Origin of the sequence: Kamptonema formosum PCC 10802, from assembly GCF_000332335.1 — a bacterium.
Taxonomy (GTDB): Bacteria; Cyanobacteriota; Cyanobacteriia; order Cyanobacteriales; family Oscillatoriaceae; genus Oscillatoria.
Genome location: NZ_KB235948.1, coordinates 5402328 through 5418057, shown reverse-complemented (window position 1 = coordinate 5418057; position 15730 = coordinate 5402328). Strand labels below are relative to the sequence as shown.

22 protein-coding genes and 1 pseudogene are annotated in these 15730 nt (G+C 54.1%); 13 read left to right on the top strand and 10 right to left on the bottom strand.

Features of this window, described 5'->3' with window-relative positions:
- Positions 1-4: 4 nt before the first annotated feature.
- Positions 5-256 carry a hypothetical protein gene (locus OSC10802_RS53245; RefSeq protein ID WP_198525181.1) on the bottom strand — a complete coding sequence of 84 codons (252 nt, stop codon included), beginning with the start codon at positions 254-256 and terminating at the stop codon, positions 5-7.
- An 80-nt stretch (positions 257-336) separates the two neighbouring features.
- Positions 337-552, bottom strand: coding sequence for a FitA-like ribbon-helix-helix domain-containing protein (locus tag OSC10802_RS41510; RefSeq protein ID WP_017719280.1), 216 nt, complete (start codon positions 550-552; stop codon positions 337-339).
- Positions 553-1126: 574 nt separating this feature from the next.
- Here OSC10802_RS41510 and OSC10802_RS56675 point away from each other — a divergent pair.
- Both OSC10802_RS56675 and OSC10802_RS54765 read left to right on the top strand, forming a co-directional pair.
- Positions 1127-1204, top strand: a pseudogene (locus tag OSC10802_RS56675) (DUF433 domain-containing protein); the annotation flags it as partial.
- 58 nt (positions 1205-1262) lie between these two features.
- On the top strand, positions 1263-1337 hold the full coding sequence (locus OSC10802_RS54765) for a DUF433 domain-containing protein (RefSeq protein WP_232731840.1): 75 nt from the start codon (positions 1263-1265) through the stop codon (positions 1335-1337).
- A 252-nt stretch (positions 1338-1589) separates the two neighbouring features.
- On the opposite strand, the gene OSC10802_RS0123795 is transcribed toward OSC10802_RS54765, so the two are convergent.
- Genes OSC10802_RS0123795 through ndhC form a run of 3 tightly spaced genes read right to left on the bottom strand, consistent with a single transcriptional unit; the run spans position 1590 to position 3173 of the window.
- Entirely contained in the window at positions 1590-2090 is a 501-nt protein-coding gene (locus OSC10802_RS0123795; RefSeq protein ID WP_017719279.1) for an NAD(P)H-quinone oxidoreductase subunit J, read from the bottom strand.
- Positions 2083-2814, bottom strand: coding sequence for an NADH-quinone oxidoreductase subunit NuoB (gene nuoB / locus OSC10802_RS0123790; RefSeq protein WP_017719278.1), 732 nt, complete (start codon positions 2812-2814; stop codon positions 2083-2085). The genes OSC10802_RS0123795 and nuoB overlap by 8 nt, the downstream gene beginning before the upstream one ends.
- A complete protein-coding gene (ndhC, locus tag OSC10802_RS0123785; RefSeq protein ID WP_017719277.1) occupies positions 2811-3173 on the bottom strand; it encodes a photosynthetic/respiratory NAD(P)H-quinone oxidoreductase subunit C in 363 nt (120 codons plus the stop codon). Before ndhC ends, nuoB begins: the two co-directional genes overlap by 4 nt.
- Before the next feature lie 64 nt (positions 3174-3237).
- Here ndhC and OSC10802_RS50870 point away from each other — a divergent pair, with 64 nt between their 5' ends.
- The 7 genes from OSC10802_RS50870 to OSC10802_RS46550 all read left to right on the top strand — a co-directional run bounded on the left by OSC10802_RS50870 (position 3238) and on the right by OSC10802_RS46550 (position 5919).
- A complete protein-coding gene (locus OSC10802_RS50870; RefSeq protein ID WP_155968295.1) occupies positions 3238-3504 on the top strand; it encodes a hypothetical protein in 267 nt (88 codons plus the stop codon).
- Between the two features lie 182 nt (positions 3505-3686).
- The gene (locus OSC10802_RS0123780) at positions 3687-4022 is read left to right on the top strand and encodes a rubredoxin (RefSeq protein WP_017719276.1); all 336 of its coding nucleotides are present in this window, start codon (positions 3687-3689) and stop codon (positions 4020-4022) included.
- A 56-nt stretch (positions 4023-4078) separates the two neighbouring features.
- Positions 4079-5083: a photosynthesis system II assembly factor Ycf48 gene (locus OSC10802_RS0123775; protein WP_017719275.1), complete on the top strand. Its 1005-nt coding sequence runs from the start codon at positions 4079-4081 to the stop codon at positions 5081-5083.
- A gap of 114 nt (positions 5084-5197) precedes the next feature.
- Positions 5198-5443 carry a cytochrome b559 subunit alpha gene (gene psbE / locus OSC10802_RS0123770; RefSeq protein ID WP_017719274.1) on the top strand — a complete coding sequence of 82 codons (246 nt, stop codon included), beginning with the start codon at positions 5198-5200 and terminating at the stop codon, positions 5441-5443.
- A gap of 21 nt (positions 5444-5464) precedes the next feature.
- Positions 5465-5599 (top strand): cytochrome b559 subunit beta, encoded by a 135-nt coding sequence (psbF, locus tag OSC10802_RS46555; RefSeq protein ID WP_017719273.1) that lies wholly within the window; start codon positions 5465-5467, stop codon positions 5597-5599.
- A gap of 9 nt (positions 5600-5608) precedes the next feature.
- Positions 5609-5731, top strand: a complete 123-nt coding sequence (gene psbL / locus OSC10802_RS0123765; protein ID WP_017719272.1) for a photosystem II reaction center protein PsbL — start codon at positions 5609-5611, stop codon at positions 5729-5731.
- Positions 5732-5799: 68 nt separating this feature from the next.
- Positions 5800-5919 carry a photosystem II reaction center protein J gene (locus OSC10802_RS46550; protein WP_071593342.1) on the top strand — a complete coding sequence of 40 codons (120 nt, stop codon included), beginning with the start codon at positions 5800-5802 and terminating at the stop codon, positions 5917-5919.
- Positions 5920-6418: 499 nt separating this feature from the next.
- Here the strand turns inward: OSC10802_RS46550 and OSC10802_RS0123760 are convergent, their stop codons facing one another.
- The gene (locus tag OSC10802_RS0123760; protein WP_017719271.1) at positions 6419-6523 is read right to left on the bottom strand and encodes a photosystem I reaction center subunit VIII; all 105 of its coding nucleotides are present in this window, start codon (positions 6521-6523) and stop codon (positions 6419-6421) included.
- 94 nt (positions 6524-6617) lie between these two features.
- Positions 6618-8687 carry a hypothetical protein gene (locus OSC10802_RS44740; RefSeq protein ID WP_017719270.1) on the bottom strand — a complete coding sequence of 690 codons (2070 nt, stop codon included), beginning with the start codon at positions 8685-8687 and terminating at the stop codon, positions 6618-6620.
- 718 nt (positions 8688-9405) lie between these two features.
- Between OSC10802_RS44740 and OSC10802_RS0123750 the strand changes: the two genes are divergently transcribed.
- Entirely contained in the window at positions 9406-9795 is a 390-nt protein-coding gene (locus OSC10802_RS0123750) for an STAS-like domain-containing protein (protein WP_017719269.1), read from the top strand.
- Positions 9788-10333: a type II toxin-antitoxin system VapC family toxin gene (locus tag OSC10802_RS0123745; protein ID WP_017719268.1), complete on the top strand. Its 546-nt coding sequence runs from the start codon at positions 9788-9790 to the stop codon at positions 10331-10333. Before OSC10802_RS0123750 ends, OSC10802_RS0123745 begins: the two co-directional genes overlap by 8 nt.
- 135 nt (positions 10334-10468) lie before the next feature.
- On the opposite strand, the gene OSC10802_RS0123740 is transcribed toward OSC10802_RS0123745, so the two are convergent.
- The 3 genes from OSC10802_RS0123740 to OSC10802_RS0123730 form a co-directional block, all read right to left on the bottom strand.
- Positions 10469-11566 (bottom strand): glucose-6-phosphate dehydrogenase (NADP(+)), encoded by a 1098-nt coding sequence (locus OSC10802_RS0123740; RefSeq protein WP_017719267.1) that lies wholly within the window; start codon positions 11564-11566, stop codon positions 10469-10471.
- Positions 11544-11843 carry a hypothetical protein gene (locus tag OSC10802_RS55820; protein WP_017719266.1) on the bottom strand — a complete coding sequence of 100 codons (300 nt, stop codon included), beginning with the start codon at positions 11841-11843 and terminating at the stop codon, positions 11544-11546. Before OSC10802_RS55820 ends, OSC10802_RS0123740 begins: the two co-directional genes overlap by 23 nt.
- 200 nt (positions 11844-12043) lie before the next feature.
- Positions 12044-12280, bottom strand: a complete 237-nt coding sequence (locus OSC10802_RS0123730) for a hypothetical protein (protein WP_017719265.1) — start codon at positions 12278-12280, stop codon at positions 12044-12046.
- Positions 12281-12668: 388 nt separating this feature from the next.
- Here OSC10802_RS0123730 and OSC10802_RS44735 point away from each other — a divergent pair, with 388 nt between their 5' ends.
- The gene (locus OSC10802_RS44735; RefSeq protein WP_017719264.1) at positions 12669-13475 is read left to right on the top strand and encodes a DUF4384 domain-containing protein; all 807 of its coding nucleotides are present in this window, start codon (positions 12669-12671) and stop codon (positions 13473-13475) included.
- 143 nt (positions 13476-13618) lie between these two features.
- A partial coding sequence (locus OSC10802_RS41495) for a tetratricopeptide repeat protein (protein WP_017719263.1) occupies positions 13619-15730 on the top strand: 2112 nt, incomplete at its 3' end.

Here is a 15730-nt window from a genome sequence, read left to right as displayed (position 1 = left end):
AGCGCTATGCCACCGGCATGTAGCGGATGGGGCGATTGCCGGATTGAATCTGCCGGCATTCTTTACAAATGCGCCGGCAATTGTTACAGATGCGCCGCCAATTGTTACAAATTTGCCGCAAATCGTTACAAATTGGCTGCAAATCGTTACAAATGTGCGGGCAATCTTTACAAATGGCCCAAGAAGCTTCCCGATGTGCCGGTGGGCCCAAATTTGAGCCGGTGTTGCATTTGCGCAGAAAGGACATTAAGGGCATGGCGCATGGGGCATGGCGCATCAGACTGCGAGCAATGCCCCATCGCCCACTGCCCCAATGCCCAATGCCCATGCACTAACCTAAGTGCAAACTGCTATATCAGCAGTTTGCTTTCTCCCAGCTAACTGCTGCCGAATTCGCAAAACTCCAGCCAGCAGCTCGACAGCCTCGTCCTGAACCGCCTCCTCGACAATCGCTTTCACTTCCTCTTCTACAGAACACTCATGTTGCAGCGCGAGAGCCTTTAGCTTTTCCATCACACTAGGGTTTAAGTCTGGCACCACAATTGGGGGCATAAATTACTCCTGGAAATCAATTTTATGTGCTTATATAATAATAGCTTGTCTTGCGGTAACCTGGCAACATATTTTTTAAATCTTTGCATTTTATAAGGTCTGTGATAAAAGAAAGAAAGCTACCAGAGGGAAAACTATGACCGCAACAGGCACGGCTTCTTATGAGAGCCGGTGGGACAGGATAGAAGCGCTTGTGGCTGCCAGTGTTCAGGCGAACAGGCACCCCCTTAACTGTGGAAAACACGCTTGTGCCTTAGGGCACGGACGTAGGACAGGCGTCTCGCCTGTCCCTGTGCCTACTACCCAGTGAAATGTTACGCTTTTAATTTGCTTATGGTTGCAGGCTAGCAGCCCATCAGCGCCTCTTTCCCAGAGCCTGGAAGTAGAATTGAAAAACGCTGTATAATATAGCAGCAGGCAGTTAGGTTAAGACGTAGGACAGGCGTCTCGCCTGTCCCAGAGATCTTCAGGCCCGGCGAACGCCGTACCTACGTCTATACTTCGTATCAAGCGTGTCCTAAACTGACTGCCTACTGCTATAATATCTATAACTGCCACCGGCACCCCCTGAACTATGGAAAACACCCTGTTGCAGCGAATCACGACAGACCCGAATATCTGCCACGGCAAATCCTGCGTCCGGGGACTGCGCTATAGCAGTAGCCACTTAGGGCACGGACGTAGGACAGGCGTCTCGCCTGTCCCTTGGCATGAGCGTCGAGAATATCCTAGCCGACTACGAGGATTTAGAGAGCGACGATATTCTAGCCGCTTTTTGCTACTAAGCTATAGCGGTTCTCAGTTGGATGAACTATGGCCCAGATTTCTCAGTACCTCACTCAGATGAGAACCGCTATATATAATCTGTTACGCTTTTAATATGCTCAGTAAAGAAAGGAGGCTCTGCCTCCTGAACTGCGTTCCCAGCCTGAGGCTGGGAACGAGGAAAACCCCCTCTTACTCCCCCTCCCCGCATGCGGGGAGGGGGTTGGGGGGTGGGGTTCATCGCTGCCTTTGTGCAACCTCCAGCCGAAATCCTAATAAGCGTCCTGCAACTCGTAAAACTCCGGCGAGATATAATCCTTACGCAGAGGCCAGCCCACCCAGTCTTCCGGCATCAAAATCCGCTTCAGATTCGGATGCCCCTGATAGATAATGCCGTACATATCATAAGTTTCCCGCTCTTGCCAGTCCGCCGCCTTCCAGATCCAGTACACGGAAGGCACCCTCGGATCTTCCCGTGGCAAAAACACCTTCACCCGCACTTCTTCGGGCCGGTCAGCGCTATCACTCACCTTAATCAAGTGATAGAAACTCACCAAATCCTGCCCGGGGCCGGCATCATAAGCCCCCTGGCACTGCAGGCAGTTAAACCCGTAAGCGTAGAGAGCGGTTGCCAGGGGCAGCAAGAAGTCGGCGTCAACCTTAATAATCTCGACGCCCAAATGATCTGCCGGCAGCGCCTCGTGATCGAAGCCATTTTCCGCCAGCCACTTGGAAACCTTACCGGCTTCCACCAATTGAGACTCTTCAGCCACGGCTCACTTCCTCCTTCTGTGCGGTGAGCAGAGCCGGCGGCACCGGCATGCCCATCGCCTCTGTCAGTTCTTTCGGCGGCGTTTGACGGCTGGCCGAATTCAGGTACTTGCCCGTCAAAATCTCCGGCACCGGCCTCATATTGTGGCGCACGGTGTGGTAGCGGTGGGTTTGCTGCAAATTGCCGCGCTCTTGCAGCGAATCATTAGACACCTTCTTGCGCAGCTTAATAATCGCATCCATAATCGCTTCCGGACGCGGCGGGCAGCCAGGGATGTACACGTCCACAGGAATCAGTTTGTCCACCCCGCGCACTGCGGTGGGCGAATCCATGCTGAACATGCCGCCGGTAATCGTGCAGGCACCCATGGCAATCACATACTTCGGTTCCGGCATTTGTTCGTAGAGGCGAACCAGTGCCGGTGTGTATTTCATGGTGATCGTGCCCGCCGTAATCAGCAAATCGGCTTGGCGGGGGCTGCAGCGCGGCACCAGACCGAAGCGGTCAAAGTCAAACCTGGAGCCGATCATGCCGGCAAACTCAATAAAGCAGCAAGCCGTGCCGTACATCAGGGGCCACAAGCTGGACAGCTTCGCCCAGTTGTAGAGGTCGTCAACCGTGGTCAGGATGACATTTTCCGAGAGGTTGCTGGTCACATCGGGCCGCTGCACTGGGTTGATCAGCTGTCCCGCTGAAGACTTAGAGGCGGTAATATTAGAGTTCATGACCATTCTAGGGCTCCTTTGCGCCACGCATACACGAGTGCAATTACCAGAATCGCAATAAATATCAGGGCTTCGATGAAAGCCAGCACGCCGAGCCGGTGGAAGGCAACCGCCCAGGGATAGAGGAAGACAGTCTCAACATCAAAGATGACAAACACCAGCGCAAACATGTAGTAGCGGATGTTGAACTGTATCCAAGCCCCCCCGATGGGTTCCATGCCGGACTCGTAGGTGGTGCGTTTCTCTGCGCCCGTGGCCTTGGGCCGCACGACTTTGGACGCTCCCAGGGCCAATACCGGCACCAGGCTGCAAATGATGAGAAATCCTAAGAAATACTCGTAGCCGGTGAGTGCAAACACGATTAATAGGGACTGCTCAGGTGGAGGGACGTTTGTTTCTTCTTCTTTACATTACATCACAAGGGTGGGCGCGGGTAAAGGCCAATTGAGCCGGTGGGGCTACAGCCCTGCTGCGAGCCGGTGGGCTAAAGCCCAACTGCGAACCTTTGGGGCTAAAGCCCAACTACGAACCTTGGGGTTATGTATAGGCGTAGGGCAGGCGTCTCGCCTGCCCTTAAGGTCTCTGGGACAGGCGAGACGCCTGTCCTACGTCCGTGCCCTAAGCGGCTACTGCTATAAAGCCCAACTGCGAGCCGGTGGGCTAAAGCCCAACTACGAGCCTTTGGGCTAAAGCCCAACTACGAACCTTGGCCAGCAAAGCTGCCGGCGTCTGCAAGCTGAGCTTTCCTTAACGCCTCCCCCCCCTTAGCTTAATTTTGCCGCCGATTCCTTGACAAACTTTAACAAAAGCATTGAAAAATTTAATATTATGACTGTGGGCGATCCTAACTCTCTATCCATCCTTCCCGTTCCATGAGTACCGAAGCCATTGATCCCACACAGCTAGACTGTCACGAATGCCGCTCCTGTGGCTACGTCTACGAACCGGCAAAGGGAGATGACCGGCGTCAGATTCCCGCTGGAACGCCGTTTCAAGAGCTGCCGGTGACTTGGCGCTGTCCCGTGTGCGGGGCGCGAACGGCCCAGTTCAGCAATATTGGCCCCGCCGGCACCGCCTCGGGATTCCGGGAAAATCTCGGTTTCGGCCTGGGGGTCAACACGCTGACGCCGGCGCAGAAGAACCTGCTGATTTTTGGCAGCTTGGCCCTTGGCTTCCTGTTGCTGCTCAGCTTCTATGGCTTGCAGTGAGACTGTCTCAAGTCCCCCACTTCCTGGGAAAATTAACTGAATCGAAAAAAAACGTAATGGACTCGATCGTCAAACCGTTTAAGCGCATTGTCCTGTTGCTGGCAGCTGTCCTCCTCTGCGTGGGGTGTTCCAAGGTCCCCTCCACCAGTGCCAACCCCTGGCAAGTGATTTACCTGCCCACAAAGGCCAACATGCAAGACATTGCATTTACAGCAGACCCCCACCACGGCTGGCTGGTGGGCAGCGACGCCACTTTGCTGGAAACTGCCGATGGTGGCTTGACCTGGCAGGAGAAACGCCTGAATCTGGAAGAAGAAAAAGCCGTCTTGACATCGGTGAGCTTTTCTGGTAAAGAAGGCTGGATTGTGGGAGAGCCTTCCATCTTGCTGCACACCTCGGATGAGGGCCAATCTTGGACTCGCATTCCCCTGAGCGCCAAGCTGCCGGGAGCCCCCAACACGATTTTGGCCCTGGGCCCGGATGCCGCTGAGATGACTACTAATGTGGGTGCCATCTACCGGACTGCCGATGGGGGCAACAGCTGGAAAGCGATGGTGCAGGAAGCCGTCGGGGTGGTTCGCAATATTGAGAGGTCGCCTTCTGGCGGATATGTGGCCGTCTCCGGCAAAGGCAATTTCTACTCGACTTGGGAACCGGGCCTAAATGCCTGGACCCCCCACAACCGCAACAGCTCCCGCCGCGTCCAGAACATGGGATTTAAGCCGGACGGGACTCTGTGGATGCTGGCTCGCGGTGGCCAGGTTCAGTTTACCAAGGCTGAAAACCCAGAAGAGTGGGAGGAGGCGGTGTATCCGGAGCTGTCCACCAGCTGGGGATTGCTGGATATGGCCTACAGGACACCCGATGAAATTTGGGTCGCCGGTGGCAGTGGCAACCTGCTCAGCAGTTTGGATGGGGGCAAGACTTGGCAAAAAGACCGCGAGGTGGAGGATGTTCCGTCTAATTTTTACAAAATTGTCTTTTTGTCGCCGCAACAAGGCTTTATCATTGGTCAGCAAGGCGTTCTCCTGAAATATCAGGAGCCGGCGGCGGCGGCTTGACGCCAGTGGCAACTGCCGGCACTTTTTGCCGGTGAGAGCCGCTCTTGTGAGTGTTCTTGAAGTTTTGTATCATAGAGATCGAGTTTTTAGCTGCTGTCTCCAGGAGGAATCTGTATGGCGGGATCTACCGGTGAGCGTCCGTTTTCGGACATTATTACCAGCGTGCGGTACTGGGTGATTCACAGCATCACCATCCCCATGCTTTTTATCGCCGGCTGGCTGTTTGTCAGCACCGGCTTGGCTTACGATGCTTTCGGCACCCCCCGGCCCAATGAGTATTACACTCAGACCCGCCAAGAATTGCCGATCGTGCAAAACCGCTTTGAAGCCAAGACACAAATCAAGGAATTTATCAAGTAGTTAGTGACGGAGTTTTAGACAATGGCGACCAATAGAGCAAACGAGCCCGTTACTTATCCCATTTTTACCGTTCGCTGGCTGGCTGTACACACCCTGGGTGTGCCCACCATCTTCTTCTTGGGCGCAATCGCCGCTATGCAATTCATTCAACGCTAGGAGAAATCCATGCCAACTCGCTCTACTAACCCCAACAAGCAGCCGGTTGAGCTAAACCGGACTTCTCTGTACTTGGGCTTGCTGCTGATTTTTGTTCTCGGTATCTTGTTCTCCAGTTATTTCTTTAACTAACTGGCTGTTAATCTCAATAAACCCGATTGAACGGGACATGCTGTGTTTTTAATGGGGAGGTAAACGCTGTGTCTGAACCAGGCAGAATTCCTTTGTGGCTTGTGGCAACCGTTGCCGGTCTGGGTGTGATCGCCCTAGTCGGTCTTTTCTTCTACGGTGCCTACGCAGGATTGGGCTCATCTCTGTAGCTTTCAGGAAGTGTGAGATTTCAGGTGTCTTTCCTGAAACCTCACACCTCTTCTATCAAATTTGTGGGGTGTGTTGCGCTCTGAGGGCGACGCACCCTACTTGTGTTGCAAATTAACCGCAGTTAGTTTGTAGTGTTGCGCTTTTAGGGCAGCGCAGCCCGCTTCTACTGCTTATCGCGGTTTTCATCTGAGTCAGGTACTGACAAACCCGGTTTCTTCAAGAAACCGGGTTTCTGGCATCTCCTTCACCCAACTCAAAACCACTACAGCGCAACGCAACTTCTACTTGACATTTGACCGCAAATATGCCACCGGCCCTCTCGCCACCGGCACCGGCTACCGCCGGCAGAGCTGCCGGCGGCAATCGATGACTAAATAGATGGATATAGATAAAGCTAAAGCTAAGAAACCCGGTTCCCTTAAGGAACCGGGTTTCTGACCTGTGGTAATTACCGTTTAATTAGTCTTCCTGTAGGCTCAGGCGGGTGAGGGCCACCGGCTAGGCTTCGCTTTCAATATAGATGAACAGCAGAGCCATAGTCACGGCGGGGAAGACCCAGCCGATCAGGGGGACAAAGATGGTGGGCAAGTATGAAGCTGCCATAACAAAGATTCCTATGTTAACGAGTGGATTCTTAAGAACTCTAGCGGTGAATGCGCACTTAGAGTGCGAATTGCAAAGAATTTGTAACAAACGTTCAGAAATTCTCGGAGGAGTGGGGCAAGGTGGGGGGCGGAGGGGGCATCACCCGGCGGGAGACAGAAACTTTACGGCTCTCGCGCCCGGTGTGCATTTCCATGGCGATCGCCTCAAACTGGACTTCCAGGGTGCCGTGAGGAACCACAAAGTCAATTGTCGCCTCCTTGTCTCCCCAGAGGTTGAGATAAAACTCAGTCAGCCAGAGAGGGCCTTCCAGGAGCAAGCGGGCTTGCCGGTCTTGCACCCATATTTTCACATAGATGCGAGGCTGCAGTTCAGGCAGCCGGACCGCGACTTTCACCTTGCGCCCCGAAATCAGTTCGCCTTCGGGCACTTGCAGCACCGGCACCGGCACCTGCTCATTTGCCGGCAGCAGCAGCGGCGGGGGGATATCTGGCGGTGGGGTTTCTTCCGGCGGTTGCGGGGTTAGCACCGGCTCGTCATACACCACAACCTCTTGCGCTTCCCAATCCGCAACCGTCTTGGGAGCCGGCACCTCCTGGCTCTTGGCCAGAGAGCGCTGCTCTTCTTCTTGCTGGGACTCTATCTTCAGCCATTCTGCCAAATCCTCATCTTTCGCCATAGCGTTTAGCTTGGACAAAAAGCGATTTTGGACTTGTAGGGATTGAAACGCCGTGTCCACCGGCGGTGGGGGTGTTTTGGGTGGCAATTGGGGCAAAGCCAAGCCAGCCACTTCCCCCTCACTCAGGGAGACTCCCGGTTCCGGAAGGGGATCTGCTTCCCAGGGTGACACCGGCTCAGCCGGGTTGGGGGGCGGTGGCGGTTGCTTGGGCGCAGGGGGCGGCGGTTGCTTGGCGATTGGCGCGTGCCGGCTCAACCGGCGGAACCCAGGCAAATCCAGCCCTTTAGAAGCGAGCTTCTCAGGGTTTGGCTTGGAAAGCAGAGGGGGCAGTGCCGGATCTGAAGAGGGCTGGAATTGCAGGGGCTGAGTCTTTTGGAAGGAATCTTGCAACTCCTGGAAATGGTTTTTCAGGACTTGCGCCTGCAGCTTGCCCAGCGGATCTAGGGACAGATCTACGAGCTCTTGCTGGCTGAGTTGCGGACTCACCGCACCGAGCAATTCCTCCGCAGCGGCTGTAATCACAAACGATTTGGCGTCCAGAATCTCTGGCGTTCCGCTGTAGAGCCTGATTTCGCCCAAAATCAGGTGACTTGGGCAGTCTACGGGAATCTGCACCGTACAGCTAAAGGGCACCGGCGGCGGCAGGGAGGGCAGTGTCTCTCGCACCTCTGCCAGCACTTGGGAGCTCTGGGGGTTGCGCAGCTGGATGTGCAGTTCTGAGGCGCTCAGCGGCGCAGTGCCGGCTGCGCCATCGCCAGCGATCACGCGCCCCGACAGAGTGACGGATTCCCCCCGGTGCACCACATAGGTTTCCCGGTTGAGGGTGAGTTGCAGGGGCAGCCGTGGGGCGGGGGGTGCCGGTGGGGGTGCCGGTGGAAGGGGTGCCGGTGGGGGTGCCGGTGGGGGTGCCGGTTCGGCGGGAGGCGGGGAGCCGGCAGCCTCAGGTGGGCGCAGCGGCACGACTTTCGAGCCGGCAGTTCCCGGATTCGGCGGCAGGGGGATGAGCTGGGGGCGCTTTGGTGGGGGGGTTTCCGCCGGCACAGCTCGGCTAGAGGGGGGTTGCCAGGGGGAAACGGAGGTGTCTGCCTTTGCCGGCACCTCTGAATAGGGGGAGTTGAGGGGCTCGGCATCCTCCGCATCGGTGGGGAGTACCTGCAGCCGTACTGAGTGATACCAGAGAGTGCCTTGAGGACTGTCCTCTGTGCCAGAGCAGCGCAAGTCCCAAATACCGGGTTTGAGGCGGGTGAAGGGAAGCACGACGATCAGCCCTTCGGGGCTGGTGCGGCGAAAGTGCTTCTGCACCCAGCGGTTGGGCGGCACTTCATCACTGGACTTGTGAATGAGACGAATTTCCACCCGCTCGTTTGTGCGATTAGAGCGGGCAATCACCCGATACCGTCCTTCTAGGATTTCCACATCGGCGGATTCTAGGGGCAGCCAGGAGGCGTCGCCCTCTTTTTGGATCAGAAATTCCCAGTCTTCCATTGGCGGCTGCGATAGTGCTTGCCTGATAGAGCAGTCCTTCTCTGTCAGTTTAACGCAGTCTGGGGGATAGCGAGCAAGGGGGTGCCGGTGGTGTTTGCGCCGCACCGGCACGCGGGGGCGATCGCATGTCTGGGTGAGTGGGGTGCGTTGCAGTTTCCAGGTATAGCAGCAGTCCTATTGGTTAGGACATCAGTGACCTAGGGAAAAAGGCGTAGGCACGGCGTTCGCCGGGCCTCTCGATCTAATGTCCGCGCCCTAAGTGCATACTGCTATATTAATAATCCTAAACAGCAAGTAGGGTGCGTTGCGCTTTCCAGAAATTAATAATCCTAGTGCGTAACTCAAGCCGGCGCAACGCCAGGGGATGACTGCCGGCTGGCGCGATCCGGCAGGCGAGACGCCGGTTCTGGACAGGCGAGACGCTGGTTCTGGACAGGCGAGACGCCTGTCCTACGTCTTTGAATTTGTAAGCTTGTAGCGTTGCACCTTTTAGTATTTAATAATTATAGGGCGTAACTTAAGCCGGTGCAACGCACCTGAGGGATGACTGCCGGCTGGCGCGATCCGACAGGCGAGACGCCGGTTCTGGACAGGCGAGACGCCGGTTCTGGACAGGCGAGACGCCTGTCCTACGTCTTTGAGTTTGTAAGGTTCCTTGACTGCTTTCTTCTAGACTTATGCTATAATAAGAGAAAGATTTTACTAGGCGGAGCCAGTTATGACTTCTTTAAACGCTTACCCTCCCCAAGTTGAAACTCCTGTCCCGATTTCTGTCACTGAAGTGATTGAAGACACGCTATGTATAGAGTCGGCTGATGGCCAGAAAGTGTTCGAGCGGATTGCGGCAGCCTTAAAGGAAGGTAAGAAAGTAATTCTGTCCTTCAAGAACGCTGAAGACCTCACCTGGCCCTTTTTGAGCGATGCCATCGGTCAGCTGTACGCACATTTTCCTGAAGGACAGATAAAAGACTCCCTCAGCTTTGCCGATATCAGCCCTGAGGATTTGGAATTCATTGAGGATGTGGTGTACTGGAAAAAGGAGTATTTAAACAATCCGGCTCGATTCCAAGAAGCGACGCGGGAATTCCTGGGGGATGACGATGAGTAAGCAAGTTTACAGCATCGAATCCTACACTTTTAGTCAGACAGATGCGCTGCTGTTTGATGCGAATATCTGGCTCTACATTTACAGTCCGCAGGGTGAGCGGTTTCCTCGAATAAAAGCCGCCTACACCTTGGCGTTTAGGAGGATTCGCAGCGCTAAGGCTCAAATATTTATCGACGCGCTGGTGCTGTCGGAGTTCATTAACGCCTACGCCCGATTCGTTTACAGCGAATTGCCGGCGGCTGGAAAGCCGGCAAATTTCAAGAGTTTTCGCCAGACGGCGGATTTCAAGCCGGTTGCCGAACAGATTGCCAAATATTCGCGAAGGATATTGGAGAAGTGCGAGAGAACGGAGAGCGGTTTTGAGTCAGCGGATCTGGGGGCGATTCTGAGTGAGTATGCGGGGGGCGAGGCGGATTTCAATGACCAGATGCTGGCTGCTCTTTGCAGGGCGAAGGGGTTGAAGCTGGTGACGCACGATGCGGATTTCGAGGGGGAGGATTTGACGGTTATCACGGCTAATGCTAAGTTGCTCAGGTAGTAGGTGCGTTGCGGATGGTGGGACAGGCGAAACGCCGGTCCTACGTCTTGGAGGCAGGGTTTTGGGACAGGCGAGACGCCTGTCCAACGTCTGGTTTTGGGTCGGAGAAAATGGCTATCCTACGTTTAGGAGACGCTACAGCCATCCCTGAACTTCTGTGGGCAACCAATCTTTCGCTTCTGCGGGATAAGTTCCCACCTCGTAATTCACGAGGGAAGGTACGCGCCCTGCTTGCAAATCGTCAGCTACCCGCAAGGCTTCAATCGCCTCCACCGGCCCGGAAAACCAAGATAAATCTCCAGCCAATACATCGGAAAGCAACCGCAAGTATGCCGGCTGATTTATCTGGTTTAATGCACTGTAGTTAAACTCCATCTTCACGGGCTGGATCTGCATCCCCACTCCCGGCTGTTTGATATCGAAGTGGAAGGAAATCCCTTCGTTGGGGTGGTGGCGGAATACCAACACGGGTTGAGTCGCTGACGGGAATATGCGGCTAGCATTTGAGTGCTGTTTGAAGACAATCTCGATGCCGCAGTATTTGTCAGGTAGACCTTTGCCGGTGATAATTTTAACCGGCACTCCCTGCCAGCGGGGGTTGGGATACTCCACGGTGAAGGCGATAAAGGTCATTGTCTGGGAATTCGGGTTGTTGCATTCTTGGCGATATCCGTTATATTGCCCAAAGACTGCTTTGGGAATGTCAGTGACTCGCAGCGCCTGCGCGACGGTTTCTTTCGCTTTTCTGATATCTTGAACGTTGAAAGAGCTTGGTAATTCTATCAGAAAGAGGTAGGCAATCGCCAGCAAATGAGTTATCATGTCGGGCAGGGCACCGCCAACGGATTCGTAAAAGGCTGGGCGATCTTTTGCGGTCAGCTTTTCCAGGGCGTAGATTTTGATTTCGGCAACATTGTCTCGGGTGAATAACTGTTCAAACGGGGTAGATAGGCGGAATGCCAATATGTTTTGCAGGGTTTCCTTGAGGAGGAAGTGCTCCACAAACGCTACCTGGCTTTCCTTGCCCTGCTGTTGCAGCAGTTCCAAAAAATTTTGTCCTTGGGCCAGGGTTTGGGCCAGGGGTTTTTCTGTCACCACAATGCTTATTGAATCCAGCAATCCTGCATTTGACAACCCTGTGAGGGCGCTGGGGTAGCATTCCGGGGGAAGGGAAAGATACACCGCTGTCTGGCTGTCTGTGCCGATTAATTTACGCAGCTGATCGTAGCTCATTAGTAGTAGCCTCCAAGTCTAAACGAAGGTAGACGATGTTCTGGTGGGAAAATTGAATCCAATCTTGTTCCACGCCTTGAGGTGCGGACTTTTTCTGCTTCATGGCAGCAAGGATATGGCTGCAATAAGTTTCGGTTGACCAATCCTCCAGTCCCAATGCTATAATCTGGAAGTCTGGGGGAAGTTTTCCCAGCCGCCAGAGCTGGTATAATGCGGGAATGAGCTGGCGTGCGGAAAGGTCGCCGGTGGAGCCATAAAGAACAAATTTACTGACCATACGGGTTGAGGTTTGGGAATTCTGTCGGAACCTTTATGTTTTCTAGCTTAGTGAACTGCTGCGGGTTTGTCGAGCGAATTAGGTGGAAGAAGGTAGAGGGGGCAAAAAACGTCGCTTTTCTCTGCTGTTGGGCAAAGCTTTTCCCGCAGGATAGGCGGAGTTGGTTGGCTCGCGCCTATTCCTGTCGGGGATAAAGCTAATCAGCCAAACCAGGCTGATGGGGCAAGGGATTCTGGGGCGTGCCGGTGCAAAACTCGCCAGATGGCGTGGTAAATATCCACCTCGCCTAACCGCAGTTCTGCCATTACCATCTGGCAGATTTCAGGATGGGTGCAGGCTTCCTGCATTGCCGGTGGGACTAATTCTAGGGTATGCTGAATCTTGGCAGAGAGCCGGTCATCTGCGGTGAGCGCCGTGATTTGGAGATGAGCAGTCATCTTTTTTCTCCTGATTGAGTGGAAGGGTGTTGATAGCCCTATCGCGTAAAGTTCGGGGGCTTGGCGGTTAGAAACCGCAGCTACACAGACGAAACCCGCCTACGCGGGTTTCAAGAAGCTCCCAAGCAGTCCAGCCTTTGAAAGGCTTTGGCAGTCGTCCCGTTGGCTTGCTTAACTCTACGCTGCCACAAATTTTTTGGGGTGTAAATGGAGAGAGATGGCTATTGCTGTAAGGAAGTAGAAGCGACTAGAAAGTGATGGGCTAAGATGGCAGTTTGTAGAGTCTGGGGGAAGTTTGTGGAGCCAGGTAGAAGTTGGTAGAACCGGGCTTGACGAGTCGGATTCACCTGTCTATAATGGGCGTAACGTTACACGAGAGGGCAAATTTATGCCTTTGCCAAGATATAAAGACGTGGAGCAGGAGTTCCTGAACGCAATGGCGGACGAATGGGGCTTCAAGGACAGGTGCAAGCTGGCATTTGTGAAGCGCTTCCACACCGCCAATGACAAGGTAGAGAATCAGCCACTCGCTGAAGATTTAGAGGAGCAGCTGAAAGAGGACTCGAAGGATGTTGTCCAAACCCTGCGCGACTACTTGAGGCGGATATATAGGAAGCTGGAGGCTGAGGGCTGTCCCTCTCAGGGGGTAACAAAAGATAAAGTGGACATAGCCCGACCTTGGCTGCGGGAAACTATCTATCCGGAATGGTTAAAGCAATATCTCTGGAAGCAACTGCAGGGCAAGGGAAGGCCCACTAATCAAATGGGGCCGGTGCTAGCGGAAGTGCCCACCTTGGGGATGCGTCCCAAGCTTTACGAGGAAAAAGTGCCGAAGGACAGTGACATTGTATTTAAGGTGAATCTTGACAGTCCCGGCCATTTGATGCTATTAGAGAGAGAACCGGGTGGCGTGGTGTGCTGCTTGTGTCCCTCGGAATATGCGCCCAAGTCGCGCTTCCCAAAAGGAGAGGCGGTTTTGCCACAAGACGGTGCGCCTTTTACTGCAACTGAGGTGGGGCGCGAGCAGATAGTGGCCATCATCACGCAAGAGGAGCCGGCTTTGCAATGGCTGGAACAAAGTCGCCGGGAAGCCCTGGAACTTAAGGAAGGCCATCTGCAAGAACTGCTAGAATACCTGGAAGGCACGCCCAAGTCTCAAGTGCTCTATATGCAATACGAGGTGACGGCGAGTTAGTAACGCCATCTGTGGCGTGTCATCCCTGTAGAGACGCCATCTGTCGCGTCTCTACAAACAGGACTATTAGTCCAGAAATCCTTTTCCGGGGGATTTCGCGGACGGGGATATCGGTTTCTTTTTAGATCAGGAGAACCTCAGAAATGGACGAACAGCGCTTTGAAGCCTATTGGAATTTGATTCAAGAACTGCTGAGTTGCCCCAGCGGTGAGGAACCAGAGATTTTGCGGGCTAATTCGCAGCTAATAGATAAAGGACTGGTGGCGGTGATGGAATTGGTAGCTGCCGATATGGCAGAGGAGGGCGCACCGAATGCTGAGTGGTTGCAAAGCTTGGCGGCGCACTTGGCAGAAGGAATGGCGCAATGGGAACAACTAAACCAACAGGTTGTTGAACTGTATGGCGAGGGAAAGTTTGAAAAGGCAGTAATTTTGGCCGAGCAAGCTTTAGAGTTAGCATTATCGCTATACATGGGCGACCACCCCGATGTCGCCTCTAGCCTCAACAATTTGGCAGCACTCTACGAATCCCAGGGGCGCTACGAGAAAGCGGAACCGCTGTATGAGGAAGCTTTGGCGATGAGAAAGCGCCTGTTTAAAGGCGACCACCCCGATGTCGCCTCTAGCCTCAACAACTTGGCAGGACTCTACAAATCCCAGGGGCGCTACGAGAAAGCGGAACCGCTGTATGAGGAAGCTTTGGCGATGAGAAAGCGCCTGTTTAAAGGCGACCACCCCGATGTCGCCGATAGCCTCAACAATTTGGCATTACTCTACGATTCCCAAGGGCGCTACGAGAAAGCAGAACCGCTGTATGAGGAAGCTTTGGCGATGAGAAAGCGCCTGTTTAAAGGCGACCACCCCAATGTCGCCGATAGCCTCAACAATTTGGCATCACTCTACCATTCCCAGGGGCGCTACGAGAAAGCGGAACCGCTGTATGAGGAAGCTTTGGCGATGAGAAAGCGCCTGTTTCAAGGCGACCACCCCAATGTCGCCAGAAGCCTCAACAATTTGGCAGCACTCTACTCTTACCAGGGGCGCTACGAGAAAACGGAACTGCTGTTAGAGGAAGCTTTGGGGATGAGAAAGCGCCTGTTTAAAGGCGACCACCCCGATGTCGCCTCTAGCCTCAACAATTTGGCATTACTCTACTCTTACCAGGGGCGCTACGAGAAAGCGGAACCGCTGTTAGAGGAAGCTTTGGCGATGTATAAGCGCCTGTTTCAAGGCGACCACCCCTATGTCGCCTCTAGCCTCAACAATTTGGCAGGACTCTACTCTTACCAGGGGCGCTACGAGAAAGCGGAACCGCTGTTAGAGGAAGCTTTGGCGATGTATAAGCGCCTGTTTCAAGGCGACCACCCCTATGTCGCCTCTAGCCTCAACAATTTGGCAGGACTCTACAAATCCCAGGGGCGCTACGAGAAAGCAGAACCGCTGTTAGAGGAAGCTTTGGCGATGTATAAGCGCCTGTTTCAAGGCGACCACCCCTATGTCGCCTCTAGCCTCAACAATTTGGCAGAACTCTACCGTTCCCAGGGGCGCTACGAGAAAGCGGAACTGCTGTTAGAGGACGCCTTGGCGATGTATAAGCGCCTGTTTCAAGGCAACCACCCCGATGTAGCCCTCAGCCTTAACAATTTGGCAGCACTCTACGGTTTCCAGGGGCGTTACGAGAAAGCGGAACCGCTGTATGAGGAAGCTTTGGCGATGTATAAGCGCCTATTTAAAAGCGACCACCCCAATGTAGCCCTCAGCCTCAACAATTTGGCATTGCTCTACTATTCCCAGGATCGCTACGAGAAAGCGGAACCGCTGTTAGAGGAAGCTTTGGCGATGTATAAGCGCCTGTTTCAAGGCGACCACCCCGCTGTAGTCACTAGCCTCAACAATTTGGCAGGATTACTGGCGGCGACAAATCGCCCCGTTGAGGCGCTGGCACGAATGAAACAAGCCGCTGAAGTCGAAGATAAGATGATTCGCCGCGTGTTTTCCTTCAGTTCGGAAAGCGACCGGCTTGCTTATCTCGAAACCATCAAAGGTAATTATTGGGTGTTGCTCTCCCTCGTCTGGAAATACCTGCGCAACTCACCCGAAGCAGTGCAAACTGCCCTAGATGCAGTGTTCAAACGCAAAGTCCTCACCGCCTCCGCTTGGGCGGCGCTCTCCGAGGCACTTTACAGCGGGCGCTACCCCCACATAGCGGAAGAATTCCAGAAATGGCGCTCTTTAAATACGGAGATTGTTCAGCTC

Excerpts from the sequence above, each read along its gene's own strand:
- OSC10802_RS53245 (WP_198525181.1), bottom strand. The coding sequence starts at position 256 with ATGCCCTTAATGTCCTTTCTGCGCAAATGCAACACCGGCTCAAATTTG.
- OSC10802_RS41510 (WP_017719280.1), bottom strand. The coding sequence starts at position 552 with ATGCCCCCAATTGTGGTGCCAGACTTAAACCCTAGTGTGATGGAAAAG.
- nuoB (WP_017719278.1), bottom strand. The coding sequence starts at position 2,814 with ATGAACTCTAATATTACCGCCTCTAAGTCTTCAGCGGGACAGCTGATC.
- OSC10802_RS0123780 (WP_017719276.1), top strand. The coding sequence starts at position 3,687 with ATGAGTACCGAAGCCATTGATCCCACACAGCTAGACTGTCACGAATGC.
- OSC10802_RS0123775 (WP_017719275.1), top strand. The coding sequence starts at position 4,079 with ATGGACTCGATCGTCAAACCGTTTAAGCGCATTGTCCTGTTGCTGGCA.
- psbE (WP_017719274.1), top strand. The coding sequence starts at position 5,198 with ATGGCGGGATCTACCGGTGAGCGTCCGTTTTCGGACATTATTACCAGC.
- psbF (WP_017719273.1), top strand. The coding sequence starts at position 5,465 with ATGGCGACCAATAGAGCAAACGAGCCCGTTACTTATCCCATTTTTACC.
- psbL (WP_017719272.1), top strand. The coding sequence starts at position 5,609 with ATGCCAACTCGCTCTACTAACCCCAACAAGCAGCCGGTTGAGCTAAAC.
- OSC10802_RS0123760 (WP_017719271.1), bottom strand. The coding sequence starts at position 6,523 with ATGGCAGCTTCATACTTGCCCACCATCTTTGTCCCCCTGATCGGCTGG.
- OSC10802_RS44740 (WP_017719270.1), bottom strand. The coding sequence starts at position 8,687 with ATGGAAGACTGGGAATTTCTGATCCAAAAAGAGGGCGACGCCTCCTGG.
- OSC10802_RS0123750 (WP_017719269.1), top strand. The coding sequence starts at position 9,406 with ATGACTTCTTTAAACGCTTACCCTCCCCAAGTTGAAACTCCTGTCCCG.
- OSC10802_RS0123745 (WP_017719268.1), top strand. The coding sequence starts at position 9,788 with ATGAGTAAGCAAGTTTACAGCATCGAATCCTACACTTTTAGTCAGACA.
- OSC10802_RS0123740 (WP_017719267.1), bottom strand. The coding sequence starts at position 11,566 with ATGAGCTACGATCAGCTGCGTAAATTAATCGGCACAGACAGCCAGACA.
- OSC10802_RS55820 (WP_017719266.1), bottom strand. The coding sequence starts at position 11,843 with ATGGTCAGTAAATTTGTTCTTTATGGCTCCACCGGCGACCTTTCCGCA.
- OSC10802_RS0123730 (WP_017719265.1), bottom strand. The coding sequence starts at position 12,280 with ATGACTGCTCATCTCCAAATCACGGCGCTCACCGCAGATGACCGGCTC.
- OSC10802_RS44735 (WP_017719264.1), top strand. The coding sequence starts at position 12,669 with ATGCCTTTGCCAAGATATAAAGACGTGGAGCAGGAGTTCCTGAACGCA.